Origin of the sequence: Marinobacter sp., assembly GCF_041690455.1 — a bacterium.
Classification (GTDB): Bacteria; Pseudomonadota; Gammaproteobacteria; order Pseudomonadales; family Oleiphilaceae; genus Marinobacter.
Map to the genome: position 1 here is coordinate 45818 of NZ_JAWLHI010000011.1, position 20632 is coordinate 66449.

Consider the following 20632-nt stretch of genomic DNA (forward strand, 5'->3'; position numbering starts at 1 on the left):
TTCAGGCGCGGCCGCGGGCCCGATCAACAATGGCCTTCATATCGGCTACGGCGTCCTTGAGACCGGTGAACACGGCCCGGGCAATGATGGCGTGGCCGATATTGAGCTCGTTGATGCCGGGGATGGCAGCCACCCGCTCGGTGTTGTGATAGTGAAGACCGTGGCCGGCGTTCACGATCAGACCCTTCTTCCGGGCATAGGCCACGGCATTGGCGATCGTCTGGAAAGCCTTGTCGACCTCCTCGACGGTTTTTGCCTCGGCATACTCGCCGGTATGCAGCTCCACCACCGGCGCACCACAGCGAACCGCTGCATCGATCTGGACCGGGTCCGGGTCAATGAACAGGGAAACCTCGGCACCGATCCGGCCCAGCCGCTCACACGCCTTGGCTACCCGCGTTTCCTGGCCATCAACGTCGAGACCACCCTCGGTGGTCAGCTCTTCCCGCTTCTCCGGCACCAGGCAGACACACTCCGGCCGTACCTGCTCGGCAAACGCCAGCATGGCGTCGGTCACGGCCATTTCGAGATTCATCTTGGTCTGCAGGACCTCACGCAACAACAACACGTCGCGGTCCTGAATGTGGCGCCGGTCTTCCCTGGGGTGAATGGTGATACCATCGGCCCCCGCTTCCTCGGCAAGGATCGCCGCCTGTACCGGATCCGGGTAACGGGTGCCACGGGCCTGGCGCAGGGTGGCCACGTGATCGATGTTGACGCCAAGCAATACTCTAGGATTCATGGTGTTCTCCCCGAAGGTGACTGAAAAGGCTTCGACTGTTCAATGGGCGGCCCTGCAGCAGGTAGTCGACCAGCACCCGCATGACCCGTTTGGCAAGCCGTCGGCTGCGGGCGGATTCCAGGTCGCCGGCGGCGATCGCCAGCAGAACCTCACCCGGCAAATCCTGCAACCGCACACCCTGGAAAGGTTTCGAGACAATGCCCTGCTCCGGATCATAGCAGTAGCGCTGGCCGGCCTCGACCGCTTCACCGGTATCGGTGGTTTGATCCCAGGCAAAGTCGTAGCCAAGGGCGCCGGCGAAGGTCTGTTCGAACCGGCGCAACACCGGTTCTATGTCGGAGGTGGCAGACAGTTCGCTTATGGCATCAATGTAGGCGGCAAACAGGGTGGGATGGGGATCGGCCACAGGTAGAATCCGTTGCAGCAATTCATTCAGGTACAGACCGCTGTAGAGCGACGCGGTGCGCTTGAGTTCCGGCCCGGGGCGCACCTCGACCTGGGTCAGTGTCTTGAGGTCACCGCGCCCGGTCCAGTCCAGCAGGAGCGGCTGGAAGGGTTGAAGCTGCGCCTTGAGCGGGCTTCTGGCACTGTTCGCCCCCCGCGCGATGACAGTCATCCGGCCCCGGTTCAGGGTGAAGACATCCACCATGAGGCTGGTTTCCCGCCACGGACGGCGGTGGATGACATAGGCGGGCTCCTGTTGCTCCAGCCCCCTCATAGATGCCTCAGAAGTCGTTCATGCCCAGGCTTTTGAGTGCCCGGTCACTGTCAGCCCAGCCGCGCTTCACCTTGACCCACAGCCGGAGCATGACCTTGCCCCCGAACATACGCTCCATGTCGGTGCGGGCTTCCTGGCCGATCCGGCGCATGCGCTCACCCTTGTCACCGATGATGATTTTCTTCTGGCCTTCCCGCTCCACCAGGATCAGGGCGGAAATATGCAGGGTCTTGCCCTGCTGCTTGAACTCCTCAATCTCCACTGCCACCGAATAGGGCAACTCGGCGCCCAACTGACGGGTGATTTTTTCCCGGACAATTTCCGCCGCCATGAATCGCTCACTGCGATCGGTAATCTGGTCATCCGGGTAGAAGTGCACGCTCTCCGGCAGATAGCGGCCAACCGTCTCTTCCAGGGGTTCAAGGTTGGTTTCCCGCAGGGCAGACAGCGGAATGATCTCCGCGAACTCCCGCTTCTTCGACAGCATCTCCAGGTGCGGCAAGAGGGCGTCGCGGTTTTCCAGCTTGTCGACCTTGTTGACGGCCAGGATCACCGGGCACTTCACCCCGGAAAGCTTCTCCAGCACCATTTCATCCGCAGTGGTCCAGGCCAGCTGGTCCACCACGAACACCACCACATCCACATCGATCAGCGCTGACGAGGCCGCCTTGTTCATGTAGCGGTTCAGGGCCCGGGGCTCGTCTTCATGCATGCCCGGGGTGTCCACATAGATGGCCTGGACCGGGCCGACGGTCTTGATGCCCAGCACCTGGTGACGGGTGGTCTGTGGCTTGCGGGAGGTAATGCTCAGCTTCTGTCCCAGGATATGGTTCAGCAGAGTGGACTTGCCGACATTCGGGCGGCCGACAATGGCCACGAATCCGCAACGACTGTCGGGATTCTCGGGACGGGTAATATCATTCATCAGGAATTCTCCACACCCAGCTCTTTCAGGGCGTTACGGGCTGCCTGCTGCTCGGCCACACGACGGCTGCTGCCGGTGCCGGTAGTCTTGCGATCGAGGGATGGCAGGGCGCAGGATACATGGAATGTCTGGTTGTGTGCTTCACCGTCGACGGAGATAACGTCATAGCGGGGGAGCGGGAACTGCCGGGACTGCAGATATTCCTGCAGCCTGGTCTTGGGATCTTTCTGGGTATCCTGCAGATCCAGGTTTCGCAGGCGCTGCTCGAACCACCGCAGCACCTGGGAACGACAGGTGTGGAAATCGCTGTCCAGATAGATGGCGCCGATGATGGATTCGACGGCATCGGCGAGGATGGACTCCCGGCGGAATCCGCCGCTCTTGAGTTCACCGGATCCAAGGCGCAGGTATTTCCCCAGCTCGAACTCGCGACCGATCTCAGCCAGGGTCACGCCCTTGACCATGCGGGCACGCAGCCGGCTCAGCTGCCCTTCCCGGGCCTTGTCAAAGTTCAGGAACAGGTACTCGGCAATGACCATATTGACGATGGAGTCCCCCAGGAACTCCAGTCGCTCGTTGTTCTGGTTGCCGTAACTGCGGTGTGTGAGCGCCAGCAGCAGCCGCTCGGGAGATTTGAACTGATAGCCGATGCGCCGCTGTAACTGATCCAGATCCGGTTGTGAACTCACTTGCCCTTCAACTCATACTCATGCTTGAAGTGGATAACAGTATCCACGTTACTGAAAAGGTTGTTGCGAACTTCGTAATCCACCTTGATCACGACGAATTCGCCATTCTTCTCCACGGAAATGTGCTTGGGATCGAAACCACGCACATTGTTCACGCTCAGGCGCTTGTTGATCAGGGTAAGCACCTGTGCCGGCCCCATAGTCGAAAGGCCTTCTGTGCCATCCAGGCTCTCCAGGGCCTCCTGAATGGTGATGTCGTCGATATAGACCGGCCCAAGCTTGACCACCAGTGTCAGCAGGCTGCCGAAAAACAGCACCATGATCAGAATGGTCAGGACGGATGCGCCGCCCTGACGCCCCATCGTGGAGAGATTGTTTTTCTTCATTATAACTGCACTCCAGATTAGTCTGTGTTATTCGATACCACCGACACGATCAAAGGATGGCAGACTGGTGATCGATTTCCAGTGCATCCAGATCGCAAAGGCCTTGCCGACGATCAGTTCGTCCGGCACCGTGCCCCAGTAGCGGCTGTCGTTACTGTTATCCCGGTTGTCGCCCATCACGAAATAATGGCCTTCGGGAACCACCCAATCCCCTTCGCCGGAGTTGCCGGTCCGTCCGAGGGTCAGGAAGATATCGTGTTCCACTTCACCCAGGTCCTCGCGCCGCAGTTCCATCGGCGGCAATCGGGCAACGAACCGGCTGTCTACCAGTTCACCGTTGATGAACAGCTGTTTGTCCTGGTACCGGATGCGATCACCCGGCAGCCCGATGACCCGCTTGATGTAGTTGGTAGCGCCGTCTTCCGGGTACTTGAACACCATGACATCGCCGCGCTCGGGGTCCCCGACCTCCAGGATCTTGGTGCCGGCCACCGGCAGGCGAATTCCGTAGGCGTACTTGTTGACCAGGATGAAATCACCCACCTCCAGTGTCGGCAGCATGGAGCCGGATGGAATCTGGAACGGTTCGACCAGAAACGAGCGCAGGATCAGGACGATGGCCAGAACCGGGAAAAACGATCGGCTCAGGTCAACCAGGTAAGGCTCTTTCGGTTCTTCCTCATCGGATACCGGTGTATCTTCCTGGCCGGTGCCCGGGTTGCTGGTCCGGGCCGCCGCGAGCCGCCGTTCACGCAGGAAGAGTTTGTCCGCCAGCCAGATCAGACCTGTCGCAAAGGTCAGAACTACCAGAACCAGGGGAAAATCGATATCCATCCGGGTGCCTTCTGTTATTTGTCCACTTTCAACACGGCAAGAAACGCTTCCTGAGGCACCTCGACATTACCCAGCTGCTTCATACGCTTTTTACCTTCTTTCTGCTTCTGCAGCAGTTTCTTCTTACGGCTGACGTCACCCCCGTAACACTTGGCGGTCACGTTCTTGCGCAGAGCCTTGACGGTCACCCGGGCCACCACATGGGTGCCAATGGCCGCCTGGATGGCGATATCAAACATCTGCCGGGGAATCAGCTCTTTCATCTTGTCGATCAGCTGCCGGCCCTTGTAGTGCGCCTGCTCCTTGTGAACGATCAGCGCGAGGGCATCCACTCGCTCGCCATTGATCAGCACGTCCAGGCGTACCAGGTTCGCCGGCTGGAAGCGCACAAAGTGGTAATCCAGAGAGGCAAAACCGCGACTGGCCGACTTGATCCGGTCAAAGAAGTCCATCACCACTTCCGCCATGGGCAACTCGTAGGTGAGCTGCACCTGGGTGGACATGAAGTGCATGTTCTTCTGTATGCCGCGTTTCTCCTCGCACAGGGCGATGACGTTACCCAGGTGCTCCTGTGGCACCAGGATATTGGCCTCCACGATGGGCTCACGCATCTCCTCGATGGAGCCAATATCCGGAAGCCTTGAGGGGTTGTCCACCGACAGGGTCTCACCCTGCTTGGTCACCACTTCATAAATCACCGTCGGCGCGGTGGTGATCAGATCCAGGTCATACTCGCGCTCGAGCCGCTCCTGGATGATCTCCATGTGCAGCATGCCCAGGAAGCCACAACGGAACCCGAAACCGAGGGCGTCGGAGTTCTCCGGCTCGAAAAACAGGGAGGCATCGTTCAGCGTCAGCTTTTCCAGGGCGTCACGGAAGTCGTCGTAGTCGTCCGCGCTGACCGGGAACAGGCCGGCGTAGACCTGCGGCTTGACCTTCTTGAAACCGGGCAGCATCGGGGTCTCTGCCGCGAACTTCTGGTGCACGATGGTGTCGCCCACCGGCGCGCCATGGATATCCTTGATGCCGGCAACCACAAACCCTACGTCACCTGCCTCGAGTATGTCGGTATCCGTCGGCTTGGGATTGAAAATCCCCACCTTGTCGGCATTCCAGGCCTTGCCGGTGGACTTGATCACGATCTTGTCGCCCTTGCGCAGGGTACCCTCGGTAACGCGCACCAGGGATACCACGCCAAGGTAATTATCAAACCACGAATCAATGATCAGCGCCTGCAAAGGCGCGCTGCGGTCACCCTTGGGCGGTGGAATCTTGCGAATCAGGTCTTCCAGCACATCCTCCACGCCCATGCCGCTCTTGGCACTGCAGCGCACGGCGTCGGATGCCTCGATGCCGATGATGTCCTCGATCTCGGCGGCTACCCGGTCCGGCTCGGCCTGGGGCAGGTCCATCTTGTTCAGGACCGGTACCACCTCAAGCCCCTGCTCGATGGCGGTGTAGCAGTTGGCCACGGACTGGGCTTCCACGCCCTGCCCGGCATCCACCACCAGCAGCGCACCTTCACAGGCGTACAGGGAGCGGGACACCTCGTAGGAGAAATCCACGTGGCCCGGAGTGTCGATGAAATTCAGTTTGTAGGTCTCACCATCCCGGGCCTTGTAGTTGAGCGTGACACTCTGGGCCTTGATGGTGATCCCGCGCTCCCGTTCCAGGTCCATGGAATCCAGGACCTGCTCGGCCATCTCACGGTCCGTCAGGCCGCCACAGATCTGGATAAAACGATCAGCGAGGGTGGATTTACCGTGGTCGATGTGGGCGATGATGGAAAAGTTACGGATTCGGCTCAGTTCAGTCACAGAAAATGAATACTCATATTTAAGACGAAGGATTGAGCCCGGAGGGGCCGCTACCGGGATCCGGGAACGGCGTGATTTTACCGGTTACCGCCGGCCATTGCCATGATCAGGAAATCAGCGGTTTCTCATACTGGCGAATCAGGAAGCCGATCAGGGCATCCTCGTCCAGCGGATAACTGAACAGGTTGCCCTGGCACTGGGCACAACCGGCGGTTTTCAGGAAGCTCAATTGCTGGAGCGTTTCCACGCCCTCGGCCACCACCGTCAGGTGCAGCTTGCGGGCCAGCGCGATAACGGCGGAGGCGACATCGGTGGCGCTGACGTTGTAGGGAATGTCGCGAATGAAGCGATGGTCAATCTTGATCACGTCCAGCGGCAGCTGCTGCAACGCCACCAGCGAACAGGAGCCGGTGCCGAAATCGTCGAGAATCAGACAGACACCGAGGTCATTGAGTGCGACCAGCAACTCCCTCAGCATGCGCGGATCCTCGTTCAGCAATTCCGCCGGCATCTCCAGTTCCAGGCGCTCCGGCGAGACCCCGGTTTCGGTGATCACCTGGCGAACCATGTCCAGAAAACCGTTGTCGGTCAGCTGTCGCACCGAGAGGTTCACCGCCATTTTCAGGGATTCGAAACCAGCCCGCTCAAGGGCCTGCACCTGGATACAGGCCTGCCGCAGCGCCTGCTCGCCCAGTCGGACGATCAGCCCGGTTTCCTCGGCAAGCCCGATAAACTGCTGGGCCGAGACCAGGCCTTTCTCGGGATGATGCCAGCGCAGGAAGGCTTCAACCCCGATAACCCGCTCGGTGGTCAGGTCCACCTTGGGCTGGTAGTGCAGGACAAAGCGATCCTCATCCAGCGCGGTCGCCAACTCTTCCTGCTGCAATAGCCGCCGGGCGGCCTGGATATTCATCGCCGGGGTGAAGAACTGGTAGGTGTTCCGACCGACTTCCTTGGCCCGGTACATCGCCAGGTCCGCGTACTTCATCAGCGTGCCGGAATCCTCGCTGTCCTGGGGCACCATGGTAATGCCGATACTGACGGTCACACCCACTTCGTGGTCATTGAGCCTGACCCGCTGGCACAACCGGCGCAGAATGGTATCCGCCACCTTGCCTGCGGCATCCGGGCCACTGATCCGGGACAGCAGCACCACGAACTCGTCACCGCCCAGCCGGGCGACCGAATCTTCCTCGCGGACACACCCTTCCAACCAATAGGCGACCTGGCGCAGCAACTCGTCGCCGGCGTCATGGCCGAGGGTATCGTTGATACGCTTGAAACCGTCGAGATCCAGGAACATCAGGGCTGCCGAGTCTCCGCTGCGACGACACCGGCGAACCACATGGTTGAGACGATCCCGGAACAGCTGGCGGTTGGCCAGGCCGGTGAGTGGATCGTAGAACGCCAGTCGATGCAGTTCCGATTGCGCCGCCTTGAGCTGCGTAAGGTCGCGAAGGCTGAGTACCACACCGTTGACCCCCGGCACCGACAACATGGCGGTGTAGGTGCCTTCCATGTCCCGCCATTGGCCACCGGCATCCCTGATGCGGGCCCGGATGACCGGCATCTGCTTGCCCGGCGACTTCATCGATTCTTCAAACCCGCGCTGGAGCTGAGGCCAGTCATCACTGTGAACCAGGTCCTCGAACGCCAATCCAGGCACTTTCTCCGGCTCGAACCCAAGGATGTCGAGACTGGAGGGGCTGGCGTACCGGGGCTGGCCATTGCGGTCCATCACCAGAGTTACATTGGCGGCACCCTCGGTAATGGCCCGGTAACGGCCGGCGGTGATCTGGGCCATCAGGCGGGAACGGACCAGGGCCAGCACGAACAGGAACAGCAGAACACTGATGACCACACCACTGCCCAGGACGATGGGCGGCCTCGGGTCGGAGGCCAGGTAATCGAAGGCGGGTGTGGAACGGGTCTGCAGCAGCCAGTCACGGCCACCGTGGGTGATGGTCTGGCTCATCTCGAAACTGAACTCGTTATCCAGGGAGCCCAGGTTCGAGCCGTACATCACCGCGTCCCGGCTGATGATACCGTTGTCATAGATCCTGACATCAAGGAAAGGTGCAATCAGCCCGACAATGCCGTCGAGCAGGTTATTCATGCGGAAAGCGCTGAAGACATAGCCCGCGAGCATCATTCGTCGCTCGGCGCGGTTATCGGGAATGGTACCGCCCTGATAGACCGGATAGTACATCAGGAAGCTGGCCTGATCCTCGGCCACCTCCTCCTGCACCAGTACCACCTTGGGCGTGACCGTGGGTTCAGCCTCGTCCCTGGCCTGTTCCATGGCTTGCCGGTGTTTGGGATCGCTGAACGCGTCATAACCGAGCGCCCGACGGTTCCTCTCGGTGCCCGGTTCCAGGTAAACCATGGGATAGTAATAGGGGCCGGCACCCAGCGGGGTCACCAGGTAATTATGAACGCCTTGGGCCCTGACCGAGGCGATGTGATCGGCCATCTGCCTTACCCCGATGCGCCGGACATAACCGATGCCCTGGATTCCGGGGTAATAGCGATTGATATCAACCTTGTCGACGTATTCTCGCCAGTGGTCCCGGGAGACGTCGCCGGCTACGGCAAAGAGTCCGGCACTGCCTGCCAGAACCTGCTCGTAATTGAGCAGACGTTCCTCGATAGCTGTCTTGAGCTGAAGCGACTGGGTCCGGAACCGCGCTTCGGTACGATCCTCGACCAGACGGATGGAGACCTGCCAAAGGACAATGGTTACGGCGATGCCAACTGCAAAGACAAGCCAGGCAACCCAGGCATTGCGGAATTCCAGCAGTCTGCGGAGGGGAAGTTCCTTCTTGTTCATCATTGGTCCCGGTCCGGTCCATGGCCTCTTTGTTATCGGTTCGCGCGAGTATAGCAAAAGCCCCCGGGCCTGTCGCTCCGACCGGCCCGGGGGCTTTCTGACTGCCTTTTACGGTTTTAGCATCGCTGAATCAGGGCTTCATCACCAGATACAGTGCCCGGCCCTGACGTACGATCCGCACCGAGACGGCCCGACCCTCCGGCAGGGATGCCACCACCTCCCGGAAGTCGGCAACCGAGCGTATCTCCCGGCGGTTGATCTCGGTGATCACATCCTTGGGACGAATCCCCGCTTCGAACGCGGGTCCGCGGCCGATATCGGTGACCACCACACCGCCCGGGACACCGAGCGAGTCGGCCAGTTCCGCAGGCAGCGGTTCAATAGTCATGCCCAGGGGCGCTGAAGAGGACCCACCGTTGTTGCCCGCCGGCGCCTGGCTCTGTGCCTGAGCTTCATCCGGCAGCTGACCGATTTCCACTTCCAGGGTCACCTCTTCACCGCCACGAAGGACGGTCAGGCGAGCGGTCTCGCCCACCGGAGTGCGGCCAACCATGGGCGGCAGGTCCGAGGAGAACTGGACTTCATCGCCATCATACTCGAGCACGATATCACCGGACTGCAGGCCTGCCTCCTCGGCTGGCGAACCCTCCATCACTTCGGCAACCAACGCGCCGCGGGGCCGCTTCAGACCAAAGGATTCGGCCAGATCACGATTGACCTCCTGGATCAGGACGCCGAGCCAACCACGGGACACCATGCCCTTGTCACGGATCTGCCGGAACACATTCATGGCATCGTCAATGGGGATGGCGAAGGAAACGCCCATGAAGCCACCGGAGCGGGTATAGATCTGGGAGTTGATACCGACAACCTCACCATCCATGTTGAACAGTGGCCCGCCGGAGTTACCCGGGTTGATGGCAACGTCGGTCTGGATGAACGGAACATAGTTTTCACTGGGCAGGGAACGCCCCAGTGCGCTGACAATGCCGGCTGTCACGGTGTAGTCAAAACCGAACGGCGAGCCGATGGCGAACACCCATTCCCCGACTTTCAGATCCCGGGATTTTCCAACCTTGACCACAGGCAGGTCGTCACCGTCCTCGATTTTCAGCACGGCCATATCGGAGCGCGGATCGGTGCCCACCAGTTTGGCCGGCAACTCGCGGCGATCATTCAGGCGAACGACAATTTCATCGGCACCCTCGACCACATGATTGTTGGTCAGCACATAACCGTCACTGGACACGATAAAGCCCGAGCCCATGGACCGCCGGGGCTGGGCGCCACCGGGCGAGCCACCGAAAGGCGACTGGGGGCCGCGGAAAAAGTGCTGGAAGAATTCAGGCATCTGTTCCAGCTGACGCTCATCAAAGGGCATGCCGCCGAAACCGGTGTTGCCACCCTTCGGCTCGGTGGTGGTACTGATGTTGACCACGGCACCGGAGTTTTCCTCCACCAGCCCGGTGAAATCCGGGAGGCTGCGGGCTGCAACGCCCTGACTCCAGAACACCATCACCATGACGGACATCATCAGCAGGGCACTCAGCACCCTGTCGATCCGGAACGCGGGCAAGGTACGGGTGGCCACTGTTATCTCTCTCGGCATGTTGAACCCCCTTTTATTAACAACTGATAAGGTTAGTTTTGAGGCCCGTAGAAGCGTTTTCAACTTACAAATCGGTAGGATTTATGGACAGGTTCGGGCCACAACCCGGATTGCGCCGCAGAAGCGTCGGCTCATAGCCACCACGACGGCCTGGCAACAGTCGGGCCAGGAGAAAGCCACCGGCGAGGCCGGCGGCCGCACCCAGCATGGCGCCACCATCGCTGCCCCCTGACAGATTGTGTCCGGCGATGGTTGCCAGCACCATGGCAACAAGCGGAACGGCGTAAACCAGCATGGAGGCACCCAGCAGGGCCTGTTCCTCGATACCAATGGTCACTTCATCGCCAACTCTGGCACTGATGCTGTTGGCGACCAGGACCTGGTTGGCCCGGCCGCCGGTTACCGAAGCCAGCGCCCTCTGGCCACAGCCACTCCGGGCTGAGCAACTCTGACAGGCACTGGATCTAATGGTCTGCACCCAGGCATGATCGCCCTTGATCGCGATCACCTTGCCGGTTTCGGTAATCACGAGCCATTACCCTCAAGCGCCAGGGTGTCCTGAACCCGGACCGACTCGGCGACCCTCCGGGCCGTTGCCGGCGGGACTTCACCCACCACGGTCACCAGAAATTCGCGCCCTCCGGACTCAAGCGCATGCATGTAGATGGTTGTGGCACCTATGCGGGAGGCTCCCTTGGGCATGTTCAGACGGCCAGCCGGCTCGACAAACACCGAGAACGCTGCCAGACCATCAGAGAACGCGACAACCTGCCCACGACCGGCACGGGGAGCCGCTGCGGGAGCAAAACCATCGGGACGCCACCCCAGTTCCCAGCCATTCATTCTGGAGACCGGTGAGGCCTCGGCACCCCCGTCATCAGTAGCCAGACTTCGGGATATCTCCCGGCCTTCGGTCCGGATCTCGAATTCCTCGTCCGGAATATTTTCGGTAATCTCCAGACTGGTGAACTGGAACTGCTCCATCACGTCTCCGGACAAGGTTCGGACATGACTTTTCACCAGCAAGCCGGTTGTTCTCTCCAGCCATAAACGGTGGCTGTACCGGTACTCGTCCCGGGATCTCAGTGCGATCTCGACCGCCTCATAGCCAGCAACCCGGTCCTCGCCCACCATCTCGGCACTGTACCAACGACTGACCGGCATCAGCTGGCTGGTAAATGCCTCCGCGAAGGGGCCCGACGGAATGACCTGATCCAGCCGGATCCGTCCCCGGTCCGGCAGCACACAGACCACATTGACACCACGCCGCACAATCTCGCCGCTGCCTCCGTCCTGCATCACCAGACGTTCCTCGACGACGCCGTCACGGTAGCGGTGAGCAATCTGCATGGAATGCACCTGGTCGCCACGGGCGTAGACAAAAACACCCCGGTAGGACGTCATATTGAGGGCCGGTGCCAGGCGCTCCAGCCATTGATTCACCTCACTCCTGTCATCGTCGGCAACCGCCAGACCCGGAACTGTCAGGGCGAGAAGCACCAGCAGCAAGGCCGGAACGGCAGAAGCTCTCAAGCGTGAGGACAACCTGTTCATGCGCATTCGCACTCCAAGATATCAGTATCCATTGCCGGCACTGACGACCCGGGCGTAACCGACCGCACCGCGACCCGCCCCGACACTGTTGTGCTGGGCGTGCTCCAGCAGGTACTGGCTCATCTGCTCCCACTGTTCTTCATCCAGACCCTGCAGGGTTACTTCACGGACCGGGGCAGCAGCTACATCACTTTCAGGAACTGCCTGCGCAGCGATTTCCGGAGCACCGGCAGTTGCAGATCCTTCCCGGGAGTCCCAGCCAGCGCCAGCTCCGAAGCCCACGACCAGCGCCACCGCCACCATTGCCACCGCCGGCCAGCGCCAGCGTGAAGACGGCGAAGCACCCTTTGCCGATGCCCGGTGACGGGCCATTCCCGAGCGGCCATCGAGTGCCGCCCGAACGTTGGCGCTGACATCAACTCCCTCCGCCGGGGTGTGACCACTGTGCATCAGATCCCGGACCTGCTGCCAGCGCTGCCACTGGTCGCGTACCCTGGCCTGGTCATGATGGGACAACAGGCGGCGTACCGATAGCTCATCCGCTTCGTCATCCATCATGGCCGACAGGGTTTCTCTGAGACGATCATCCATCGGATGCAACCTCAAGTTGTCTCTGTGTGATTGAGCAATGGACCAAGGTGCCGATCCACGGCATCCCGGGCCCGGAAAATACGGGAACGGACGGTTCCGATCGGACATTCAAGAATTTTGGCGATGTCTTCGTAACTGAGACCATCGTACTCGCGCAACAGGAAGGCCGAGCGCAGCTCTTCCGGCAGATCTGCGATGGCACGGGACAACTCCTCCTGCAACTGCTCCCGCTGCAACAGCCGTTCCGGAGAAGCGGGATCCCTGAGCCGGATACCGTCATCAAAATTTTCGGCGTCGGAGACATCGGCACTGGCCTGCGGGCGCCGGCCCCGGGACTCCAGGTAATTCTTGGCGGTGTTGACCGCTATCCGATAGAGCCAGGTGTAAAACGCGCTGTCCCCACGAAACCGGTCGATTGCGCGATAGGCCTTGACGAACGTTTCCTGGGTCAGGTCCATCACTTCCTGGGAATCGTAGACATACCGGCTGATGATTGAGGCCACGCGGGTCTGGTATTTGACAACCAGCAGGTCGAAAGCCGCCCGATCGCCGTTGCGGACCTTACGCACGAGCTGGAGGTCCGTCTGGCTGTCGGAATGGTCACCCTGTGTCTGATTCTGTTCAGGCGTCATGGACGGTTTGCCGGTTTTCCCTGATGTTGCGGCCAGCTTTTCGGCCGTTGCGAGATTTGCTTGAGTCATCACTGCTGTCCGGCGTCCGTTTTGTCCATTTTGGGCGCACGCTCCAGAGGGGCGCGCCGTCAGGCCAAATAGACAGCAGGCGTAAAGTTTAGTTCAATACACGTCCACATTATGGCCCGCGATACCGATCCAATGCCACAGTCCTACGAATACGATGTTCTCATAATCGGCAGTGGTGCTGCCGGTCTTACCGTTGCCCTGAACCTGCCCGACCACCTGAACATCGGGGTCATCAGCAAGGCAGACATCAGCAGTGGCGCCACACTATGGGCCCAGGGCGGCATTGCGGCGGTGCTCGATGACAAGGATTCGGTAGAGAACCACATCCAGGACACCCTGGCGGCGGGCGCCGGCCTTTGCCATGACGATGCCGTTCGGTTCACCGTGGAAAATAGCAAGGACAGCATCGACTGGCTGATCGAGTCCGGGGTGGATTTTACCCGGGAGGATGACAGCGAGCACTATCACCTGACCCGCGAGGGCGGCCACAGTCACCGGCGAATCATCCATGCCGCCGATGCCACCGGCCACGCAGTGTCTACCACCCTGACCTCCCAGGCGCAGGCCCGCTCCAACATTCACCTGATGTCGAATCGGGTGGCAGTGGACCTGATCACCAACCGGAAACTGGCGCTACCGGGCAACCGCTGCGTGGGGGCCTATATTCTCAACCTGGAAGATAACCACGTGGAACTCTTCCGGGCCCGGTTCACCGTCATCGCCACCGGAGGTGCCTCGAAGGCCTACCGCTATACCACCAACCCCGATGGTGCCTCCGGGGATGGTATTGCCATGGCCTGGCGGGCAGGTTGTCGCGTCGCCAACATGGAATTCAACCAGTTCCACCCAACCTGCCTTTATCATCCGCACGCCAAATCGTTCCTGATCACCGAGGCGGTTCGCGGCGAGGGTGGATTGCTGAAGCTGCCGGATGGCACCCGCTTCATGGACCGGTTTGACGAACGTGCCGAACTGGCGCCCCGGGACATTGTTGCCCGGGCCATCGACCACGAGATGAAGCGCCTGGGTGTGGACCACGTTTACCTGGACATCAGCCACAAGCCGGCGGATTTCATCAAACACCACTTCCCGACCATCTACGAGAAGTGTCTGGGCTTTGGCATCGACATCACCAAAGAACCGATCCCGGTGGTTCCCGCCGCCCACTATACCTGCGGCGGCATCATCAGTGACGAAAGGGCCCGCACCGACATCAACCAGCTCTATGCGGTCGGTGAAGCCGCTTTTACCGGCCTGCACGGCGCCAACCGTATGGCCAGCAACTCCCTGCTGGAATGCCTGGTCTATGGCCGGGCTGCAGCCGCCGACATTGCCCGCCGGGAATCGGATATCCCGCCGCCTCCGGACGCCCCGGAGTGGGACGAGAGCCAGGTCCGGGACTCCGATGAGGACGTTGTCATCTCCCACAACTGGGACGAACTGCGCCACTTCATGTGGGACTATGTCGGCATTGTGAGAACCACCAAACGACTCCAGCGCGCCAAGCACCGGGTCGACCTGCTGGACCGGGAAATCAGTGAGTTCTACAGCAACTACCGGGTCTCCAATGACCTGCTGGAACTGCGTAACCTGGTCACCGTAGCCGACCTGATCATCTGTTCGGCACTGCAGCGCCGGGAAAGCCGGGGACTGCACTACACCCTTGACTACCCGGGACTGCTCAACGAAGCGCGCGATACGGTACTGGTTCCGACCACCTACCGGACCCAGGCCCCCTGACCCTTCAATTTCTCTGGAAAACTGGCGATACCATTATGTCCGATACCCCCAACGTGCCCGACAATCCCGAGTTCAAGCGCCTCTGGTGGCACAGCCGCCGCGGCATGCTGGAGCTTGATGTACTCCTGGTTCCTTTCGTGGAAGAGGTCTACCGCGACCTTGATCCGGAAGACCAGGCCCGCTACCAGAAACTGCTCAGCTGCGAGGACACCGACATGTTCGAGTGGTTCATGCAGCGCAGCCGACCGGAAGACCCGGATCTCCAGCGCATCGTCGACATGATCCTGAACCGTGTCCAGCCGGATTGATCTCCGGCTTACCCCCTCTGTCAGTGCCGGCCTGATTGCGACCCTGCCCTGGCTGGCACTGCTTGCCTTCGTCCTGACCGCAGCCGCCGAGAGCCGGCCCTGGCTGCTGGCCCTCGTCCCCGTAGCCGGCGCCGGTGCGATCCTGCACTTTCGCCGCTTTGGCCTGCTTCGCGGCGAACGCTCGGTTACCGGGCTGGCGCTGGAAGCCGGGCAGCTGCAGGCGATATTTGCCGGGCGGGAGGCCATTCCGGTCCAGCCCTGCCGCAGCAGCCGGCTAGGCCCGATGCTGACACTCTTGAAACTTCGCCCGACAGGCTCCAGATTAGGGGCGTACTATCTTATTCTCCTGGCCCCTGAGCCATGGCATGGTGGCAACGTCTGCCCGGACCAGTTCCGCAGGTTGCGCCAGTGGCTGCGCCTGGGCCAGTCGCAGCCATCCAACTGATACACGACCCGGAGTTTCCATGACCGACACGGATACTGCTGCTCCCATACAACCAGAAACCGCCAGCCTGCCGCTACCCGACCGGGGCTACGTCAGACTCACTGACCGGATCCTGGTACGGGTCTCCGGCCCCGGAACCGACAAGTTCCTCCAGGGCCAGTTCAGCCAGCACCTCGAGGAGGTCACCGGTGACCGGGCCCTGCGCGCAGCCGCCAGCAGCCCAAAGGGGCGCGCCTATTGCCTGACGCGCCTGGCGCGGGACGGGGACAGCGTTGTTCTGGACCTCCCGACGACACTGGCGGAGCAGACTCTGACCCAGCTGCGTAAATACCTGATGCTGTTCCGGGGCACCGCCATGGAAACCCTGGACCGGGGCGTGATCTGGGGCATCCTCGGGCAGGAAACGGCACGTGCAGCCGTTGGCGGGGACGTTTCCGGGCTTCAGGCTGCGGGCGATGCTCTGGGGCTCGAGTCGGGTCTCCTGATCCGGGTTGAATCCGACGAACGCGGTCTTGAAAGGTACGAACTCTGGCAGACCTCCGGTGAGTCTCCGGATTTCGGGGACGCCCCGCGGCTGTCACTGGCAGACTGGCACGCGACCGAGATTGCAGCCGGCGTTCCGGCCCTCGACGAGGCAGGCTGGGAGGCGTTTGTGCCGCAGATGCTCAACCTCCAGCACCTGGGCGGGATCCATTTCAAGAAAGGCTGCTACACCGGTCAGGAAGTCATCGCCCGCATGCACTTCCTCGGGCAGCTGAAAAAAAGCCTGTTCCGGTTCCGCAGTTCCGGCGACGTTACACCCGGCGCGGATGTCAGAATGGGCGAGCGGACCGTCGGCACGGTCGTCAACCAGGTGCCGTTCAACGATGGCTCGGTGGAGTTGCTGGCGGTGATTCGCCACGATGCCGCGGACCAACCGCTGACGGCAGACGGCAACAGCCTGACTGCCCTGCCCCTGCCCTATGCCGTTCCGGAGCGTGAGCAAGGGGATGATCAGGAGTCTTCAGCCGGCTGACACCGGCTTCCGATAACGGGCAATCAGGTCCGCTTTGGCGGGCAGCGACCAGTCGATGGCCGGCTGCCCGTTGCCCTGGAGCCATTCGTTGGCCCGGGAGAAGTGTTTACAGCCGAAGAAGCCCCGATAGGCACTGAGGGGCGACGGATGCGGGCCCTCCAGTACCAGGTGCCGGTTGCGATCGATGTGCTGGCCCTTTTTTCGGGCGTAACTACCCCAGAGCAGGAACACCACGCCTTCACGCTCCCGATTGACGGTTTCAATCACCTTGTCGGTAAAGGTCTCCCAGCCTTTGCCCTGATGGGCACCGGCCTGACCCTGCAATACCGTCAGAACGCTGTTCAGCAACAACACCCCGCGCTCGGCCCAGGGCTGAAGGCAGCCATGGTCCGGTGGTTCGATGCCCAGATCATCCCGGATTTCCTTGAAGATATTGACCAGCGAGGGCGGAACCGGAACCTCCGGTCGCACGGAGAAACACAGGCCGTGGGCCTGACCGGGGCCGTGGTACGGATCCTGGCCGAGGATCACTACTTCCACCTTGTCGAGCGGCGTGCTGTTGAGGGCATTGAAGCAGTGGGTACTGGGCGGGTAGATCACCTTGCCGGCCTGCTCTTCCGCCGCCAGAAACTCCGCCAGCTGCTGCATGTAGGGCTGGCTGAACTCCCCGGTCAGGTGGTCGTCCCAGCCACGTCCGGGTTTGAGCTGGCTGGCCAGGGTTTGGGCGGGGTGCATGGCCGACTCCTGGGTGATCGCTGGGTTGAAGTTGGGGTCAGATGAAAGCTTTCATCAGACCCCGGAGTTGTGAAAGTGGGGTCAGAAGAAAGCGTTCTTCTGACCCCGGGTTCCGGGCTGAAAATGGGGTCAGATGAAGACTTTCATCTGACCCCGTCTTGGAGCTCTCCCGCCAGATTAAGCGGTTACTCCTCGACTTCCGCCTGGTGGTGCTCGACCTTGTGCTCCGGGCGCATGTGCGGGAACAGGATGACATCGCGGATGGACGGCGAATCGGTCAGCAGCATGGCCAGTCGGTCGATGCCGATACCCTCACCGGCGGTGGGGGGCAGGCCGTATTCCAGGGCCATGACGTAGTCCTCGTCATAGAACATGGCCTCGTCGTCCCCGGCGTTCTTTTCCGCCACCTGGGCGTGGAACCGTTCGGCCTGGTCTTCGGCATCGTTGAGCTCGGAGAAGCCGTTGGCCAGCTCACGGCCACCCACGAAGAACTCGAAGCGTTCGGTGACGAAAGGATCATTGTCCTTGCAGCGGGCCAGCGGCGAGACTTCCTTCGGGTAGTCCGTGATGAAAGTCGGCTGCACCAGCAGGTGCTCGGCCGTCGCCTCGAAGATCTCCACCAGCACCTTGCCCAGGCCCCAGGTGTCCTTGAGCTGGATACCCAGTCCATCGGCCACCCGACGGGCGCTGGCTTCATCGCCCAGCTGACCGGCCTGGATGTCCGGGTTGTGCTCCAGGATCGCTTCGACCACGGTCATGCGCTTGAATGGCTTGCCGAAATCGTATTCCACGGTTTCGGTTTCACCGTTGGCCAGCTCCCGGGTGTTGACCACGGTCGTGGTGCCGAGGACCTCCTTGGTGATCTGCCGCAGCATATCCTCGGTCAGGTCCATCAGATCGTTGTAATCCGCATACGCCTGGTAGAACTCCACCATGGTGAACTCGGGATTGTGGCGGGTGGACAGGCCCTCATTGCGAAAGTTGCGGTTGATCTCGAATACCCGCTCGAAGCCGCCCACCACCAGGCGCTTGAGGAACAGTTCCGGCGCGATACGCATGTACATGTCGATGCCCAGGGCGTTGTGGTGGGTCACAAACGGACGTGCCGTGGCGCCACCGGGAATCACCTGCAGCATCGGGGTTTCCACTTCCATGAAACCACGGGCATTGAAGTAGTTACGCATGCTGTTGATCAGCCGCGTGCGGATCTGGAAGGTCTTGCGGGTCTCCTCGTTGACCATCAGGTCCACATAGCGATGCCGGTAGCGGGCCTCCATGTCGGTCAGGCCCTTGTGCTTCTCCGGCAGCGGCCGCAGGGACTTGGTCAGCAGCACGTACTCATCCATGGTCACATACAGGTCACCCTTGCCGGATTTGGACAGGGTGCCCCGGACACCGATGATGTCACCCAGATCCCAGTGCTTGGTTTCCTTCTGGACATGCTTGGTGGCATACACCTGGATGCGGCCGGTCATATCCTGAACCACCTTGAACGCCTTGCGGTCCAGCATCATGCGGCCGGCGATGGCCACCTTGATATCAAGCTTCTCCAACTCTTCCTTGCTCTTGTCACCGTATTTTTCCTGCAGTTCGGCAGCGGTGGCATCGCGACGGAAGTCATTGGGGAACGGATTGCCCTGGCGGCGCATGTCAGCCAGTTTGGCGCGGCGCTCGGCAATCAGCTTGTTGTCCTCGTGCTGTGCGGCGTGTTGGGTGTGTTCAGTCATGTTGGCTCACTAGGATTCGGATTGTCCGGGTTGATCGGGTTGGACGAGAGGCGCCGGTTACAGCGCCATCTTCAGACTGGCTTCGATGAACTTGTCGATGTCGCCGTCCAGAACCGCCTGGGTGTTGCTGGTTTCCACCTTGGTACGCAGGTCCTTGATCCGGCTGTCGTCGAGGACGTAGGAACGGATCTGGCTGCCCCAGCCGATATCGGCCTTGGCATCCTCCGCCTTCTGCTTCTCGGCGTTACGCAGCTGCATCTCACGCTCGAACAGCTTGGCTTTCAGCTGCTTCATGGCCTGGTCTTTGTTCTGGTGCTGGCTTCGGCCAGCCTGACAGGCCACCACGATACCGGTCGGGTTGTGGGTCAGTCGCACGGCAGACTCGGTCCGGTTTACGTGCTGACCACCGGCACCGGAGGCGCGATAGACGTCCACCCGCAGATCCGCCGGGTTGATCTCGATCTCGAAACTGTCATCCACTTCCGGCGATACAAACACGGAAGAGAACGAGGTATGGCGACGGTTACCGGAATCGAACGGGGATTTGCGCACCAGGCGGTGCACGCCGGTTTCGGTGCGCAGCCAGCCGTAGGCATAGTCGCCCTGGATGTGGACGGTGGCACTCTTGATGCCGGCCACTTCCCCTTCCTGCAGTTCGACAATCTCCGCCTTGAAACCACGGCGCTCGGCCCAGCGCAGATACATGCGCAGCAGCATGTTGGCCCAGTCCTGGGCTTCGGTACCACCAGAGCCGGCCTGAATGTCCAGGTAGGCGTTGTTGGCGTCCATCTCGCCGGAGAACATGCGGCGGAACTCCAGCTTCTGCAGCTCACCGTCGAGCGCATCCAGGTCGGACTGGATCTCGTCAACGGTGCCTTCGTCGTCTTCCTCGACCGCCATCTCCAGCAGGCTCTCAGCATCGCTCAGGCCGGTGGTCAGGTTGTCGATGGTGTGTACGATCAGCTCCAGATCCGACCGTTCCTTGCCCAGACCCTGGGCCCGCTCGGGGTCGTCCCAGACGCTGGGTTGTTCGAGTTCCCGCTCTACTTCGACCAGACGTTCACTACGCTGATCGTAGTCAAAGATACCCCCTCAGCGCTTCAGTGCGCTCGCGAAGCTCTTTGATCTTCGTCACTATGGGATTGATTTCCATGAAACCCTTTCTCGCTTTGGCAAATGGGGTGTAAAACAGAGGCGGAATTCTACCGGAATTCCGAGTGTAAATCAGCCGTACCGCGGAATTGCGATGGTAAATCCGGGGCCTGA

20 protein-coding genes are annotated in these 20632 nt (G+C 60.9%); 4 read left to right on the forward strand and 16 right to left on the reverse strand.

Translation table 11 applies throughout. From position 1 onward, the window contains the following. Nucleotide 1 precedes the first annotated feature (1 nt). The 13 genes from pdxJ to rpoE form a co-directional block, all read right to left on the reverse strand. Nucleotides 2-742 (reverse strand): pyridoxine 5'-phosphate synthase, encoded by a 741-nt coding sequence (pdxJ, locus tag ACESMW_RS04165; RefSeq protein WP_372985817.1) that lies wholly within the window; start codon nucleotides 740-742, stop codon nucleotides 2-4. Next, the gene (gene recO / locus ACESMW_RS04170) at nucleotides 732-1460 is read right to left on the reverse strand and encodes a DNA repair protein RecO (RefSeq protein ID WP_372985818.1); all 729 of its coding nucleotides are present in this window, start codon (nucleotides 1458-1460) and stop codon (nucleotides 732-734) included. Before recO ends, pdxJ begins: the two co-directional genes overlap by 11 nt. A gap of 7 nt (nucleotides 1461-1467) precedes the next feature. After that, nucleotides 1468-2385 (reverse strand): GTPase Era, encoded by a 918-nt coding sequence (gene era, locus ACESMW_RS04175; RefSeq protein WP_372985819.1) that lies wholly within the window; start codon nucleotides 2383-2385, stop codon nucleotides 1468-1470. After that, nucleotides 2385-3074: a ribonuclease III gene (gene rnc, locus ACESMW_RS04180; protein ID WP_092004827.1), complete on the reverse strand. Its 690-nt coding sequence runs from the start codon at nucleotides 3072-3074 to the stop codon at nucleotides 2385-2387. The genes era and rnc overlap by 1 nt, the downstream gene beginning before the upstream one ends. Beyond that, nucleotides 3071-3460: a DUF4845 domain-containing protein gene (locus ACESMW_RS04185; protein WP_092004832.1), complete on the reverse strand. Its 390-nt coding sequence runs from the start codon at nucleotides 3458-3460 to the stop codon at nucleotides 3071-3073. Before ACESMW_RS04185 ends, rnc begins: the two co-directional genes overlap by 4 nt. A 27-nt stretch (nucleotides 3461-3487) precedes the next feature. Further along, on the reverse strand, nucleotides 3488-4294 hold the full coding sequence (gene lepB, locus ACESMW_RS04190) for a signal peptidase I (RefSeq protein WP_372985820.1): 807 nt from the start codon (nucleotides 4292-4294) through the stop codon (nucleotides 3488-3490). 14 nt (nucleotides 4295-4308) lie between these two features. Continuing rightward, complete coding sequence (gene lepA, locus ACESMW_RS04195; RefSeq protein ID WP_372985821.1) at nucleotides 4309-6111, reverse strand: translation elongation factor 4; 1803 nt, start codon at nucleotides 6109-6111, stop codon at nucleotides 4309-4311. Nucleotides 6112-6217: 106 nt separating this feature from the next. Continuing rightward, on the reverse strand, nucleotides 6218-8944 hold the full coding sequence (locus tag ACESMW_RS04200; protein WP_372985822.1) for an EAL domain-containing protein: 2727 nt from the start codon (nucleotides 8942-8944) through the stop codon (nucleotides 6218-6220). 127 nt (nucleotides 8945-9071) lie between these two features. Beyond that, nucleotides 9072-10550: a DegQ family serine endoprotease gene (locus ACESMW_RS04205; protein WP_372985823.1), complete on the reverse strand. Its 1479-nt coding sequence runs from the start codon at nucleotides 10548-10550 to the stop codon at nucleotides 9072-9074. A gap of 64 nt (nucleotides 10551-10614) precedes the next feature. Beyond that, the gene (locus ACESMW_RS04210) at nucleotides 10615-11079 is read right to left on the reverse strand and encodes a SoxR reducing system RseC family protein (RefSeq protein ID WP_372985824.1); all 465 of its coding nucleotides are present in this window, start codon (nucleotides 11077-11079) and stop codon (nucleotides 10615-10617) included. Next, a complete protein-coding gene (locus ACESMW_RS04215; protein ID WP_372985825.1) occupies nucleotides 11076-12104 on the reverse strand; it encodes a MucB/RseB C-terminal domain-containing protein in 1029 nt (342 codons plus the stop codon). Before ACESMW_RS04215 ends, ACESMW_RS04210 begins: the two co-directional genes overlap by 4 nt. Before the next feature lie 21 nt (nucleotides 12105-12125). Further along, nucleotides 12126-12695, reverse strand: a complete 570-nt coding sequence (locus ACESMW_RS04220; protein ID WP_372985826.1) for a sigma-E factor negative regulatory protein — start codon at nucleotides 12693-12695, stop codon at nucleotides 12126-12128. 11 nt (nucleotides 12696-12706) lie between these two features. After that, complete coding sequence (rpoE, locus tag ACESMW_RS04225; protein ID WP_372985827.1) at nucleotides 12707-13396, reverse strand: RNA polymerase sigma factor RpoE; 690 nt, start codon at nucleotides 13394-13396, stop codon at nucleotides 12707-12709. Nucleotides 13397-13528: 132 nt separating this feature from the next. On the opposite strand from rpoE, the gene nadB reads away from it, so the two are divergent. Genes nadB through ACESMW_RS04245 form a run of 4 tightly spaced genes read left to right on the forward strand, consistent with a single transcriptional unit; the run spans nucleotide 13529 to nucleotide 16904 of the window. After that, nucleotides 13529-15136, forward strand: a complete 1608-nt coding sequence (gene nadB / locus ACESMW_RS04230; protein ID WP_372985828.1) for an L-aspartate oxidase — start codon at nucleotides 13529-13531, stop codon at nucleotides 15134-15136. Between the two features lie 35 nt (nucleotides 15137-15171). Further along, complete coding sequence (locus ACESMW_RS04235) at nucleotides 15172-15444, forward strand: succinate dehydrogenase assembly factor 2 (RefSeq protein WP_372985829.1); 273 nt, start codon at nucleotides 15172-15174, stop codon at nucleotides 15442-15444. After that, nucleotides 15428-15889, forward strand: coding sequence for a hypothetical protein (locus ACESMW_RS04240; protein WP_372985830.1), 462 nt, complete (start codon nucleotides 15428-15430; stop codon nucleotides 15887-15889). The genes ACESMW_RS04235 and ACESMW_RS04240 overlap by 17 nt, the downstream gene beginning before the upstream one ends. A gap of 19 nt (nucleotides 15890-15908) precedes the next feature. After that, entirely contained in the window at nucleotides 15909-16904 is a 996-nt protein-coding gene (locus ACESMW_RS04245) for a YgfZ/GcvT domain-containing protein (protein WP_372985831.1), read from the forward strand. On the opposite strand, the gene ung is transcribed toward ACESMW_RS04245, so the two are convergent. The 3 genes from ung to prfB all read right to left on the reverse strand — a co-directional run bounded on the left by ung (nucleotide 16893) and on the right by prfB (nucleotide 20519). After that, nucleotides 16893-17639 carry a uracil-DNA glycosylase gene (ung, locus tag ACESMW_RS04250; RefSeq protein ID WP_372985832.1) on the reverse strand — a complete coding sequence of 249 codons (747 nt, stop codon included), beginning with the start codon at nucleotides 17637-17639 and terminating at the stop codon, nucleotides 16893-16895. The genes ACESMW_RS04245 and ung overlap by 12 nt on opposite strands. A 185-nt stretch (nucleotides 17640-17824) precedes the next feature. Continuing rightward, nucleotides 17825-19366, reverse strand: coding sequence for a lysine--tRNA ligase (lysS, locus tag ACESMW_RS04255; protein WP_372985833.1), 1542 nt, complete (start codon nucleotides 19364-19366; stop codon nucleotides 17825-17827). Between the two features lie 57 nt (nucleotides 19367-19423). Next, nucleotides 19424-20519, reverse strand: a protein-coding gene (gene prfB / locus ACESMW_RS04260) for a peptide chain release factor 2 (protein ID WP_372985834.1) whose coding sequence is annotated in 2 segments (ribosomal slippage) — nucleotides 19424-20446 and nucleotides 20448-20519 — 1095 coding nt in all. Because the reading frame shifts where the segments join, the coding sequence is not laid out codon by codon here. Nucleotides 20520-20632 lie beyond the last annotated feature (113 nt).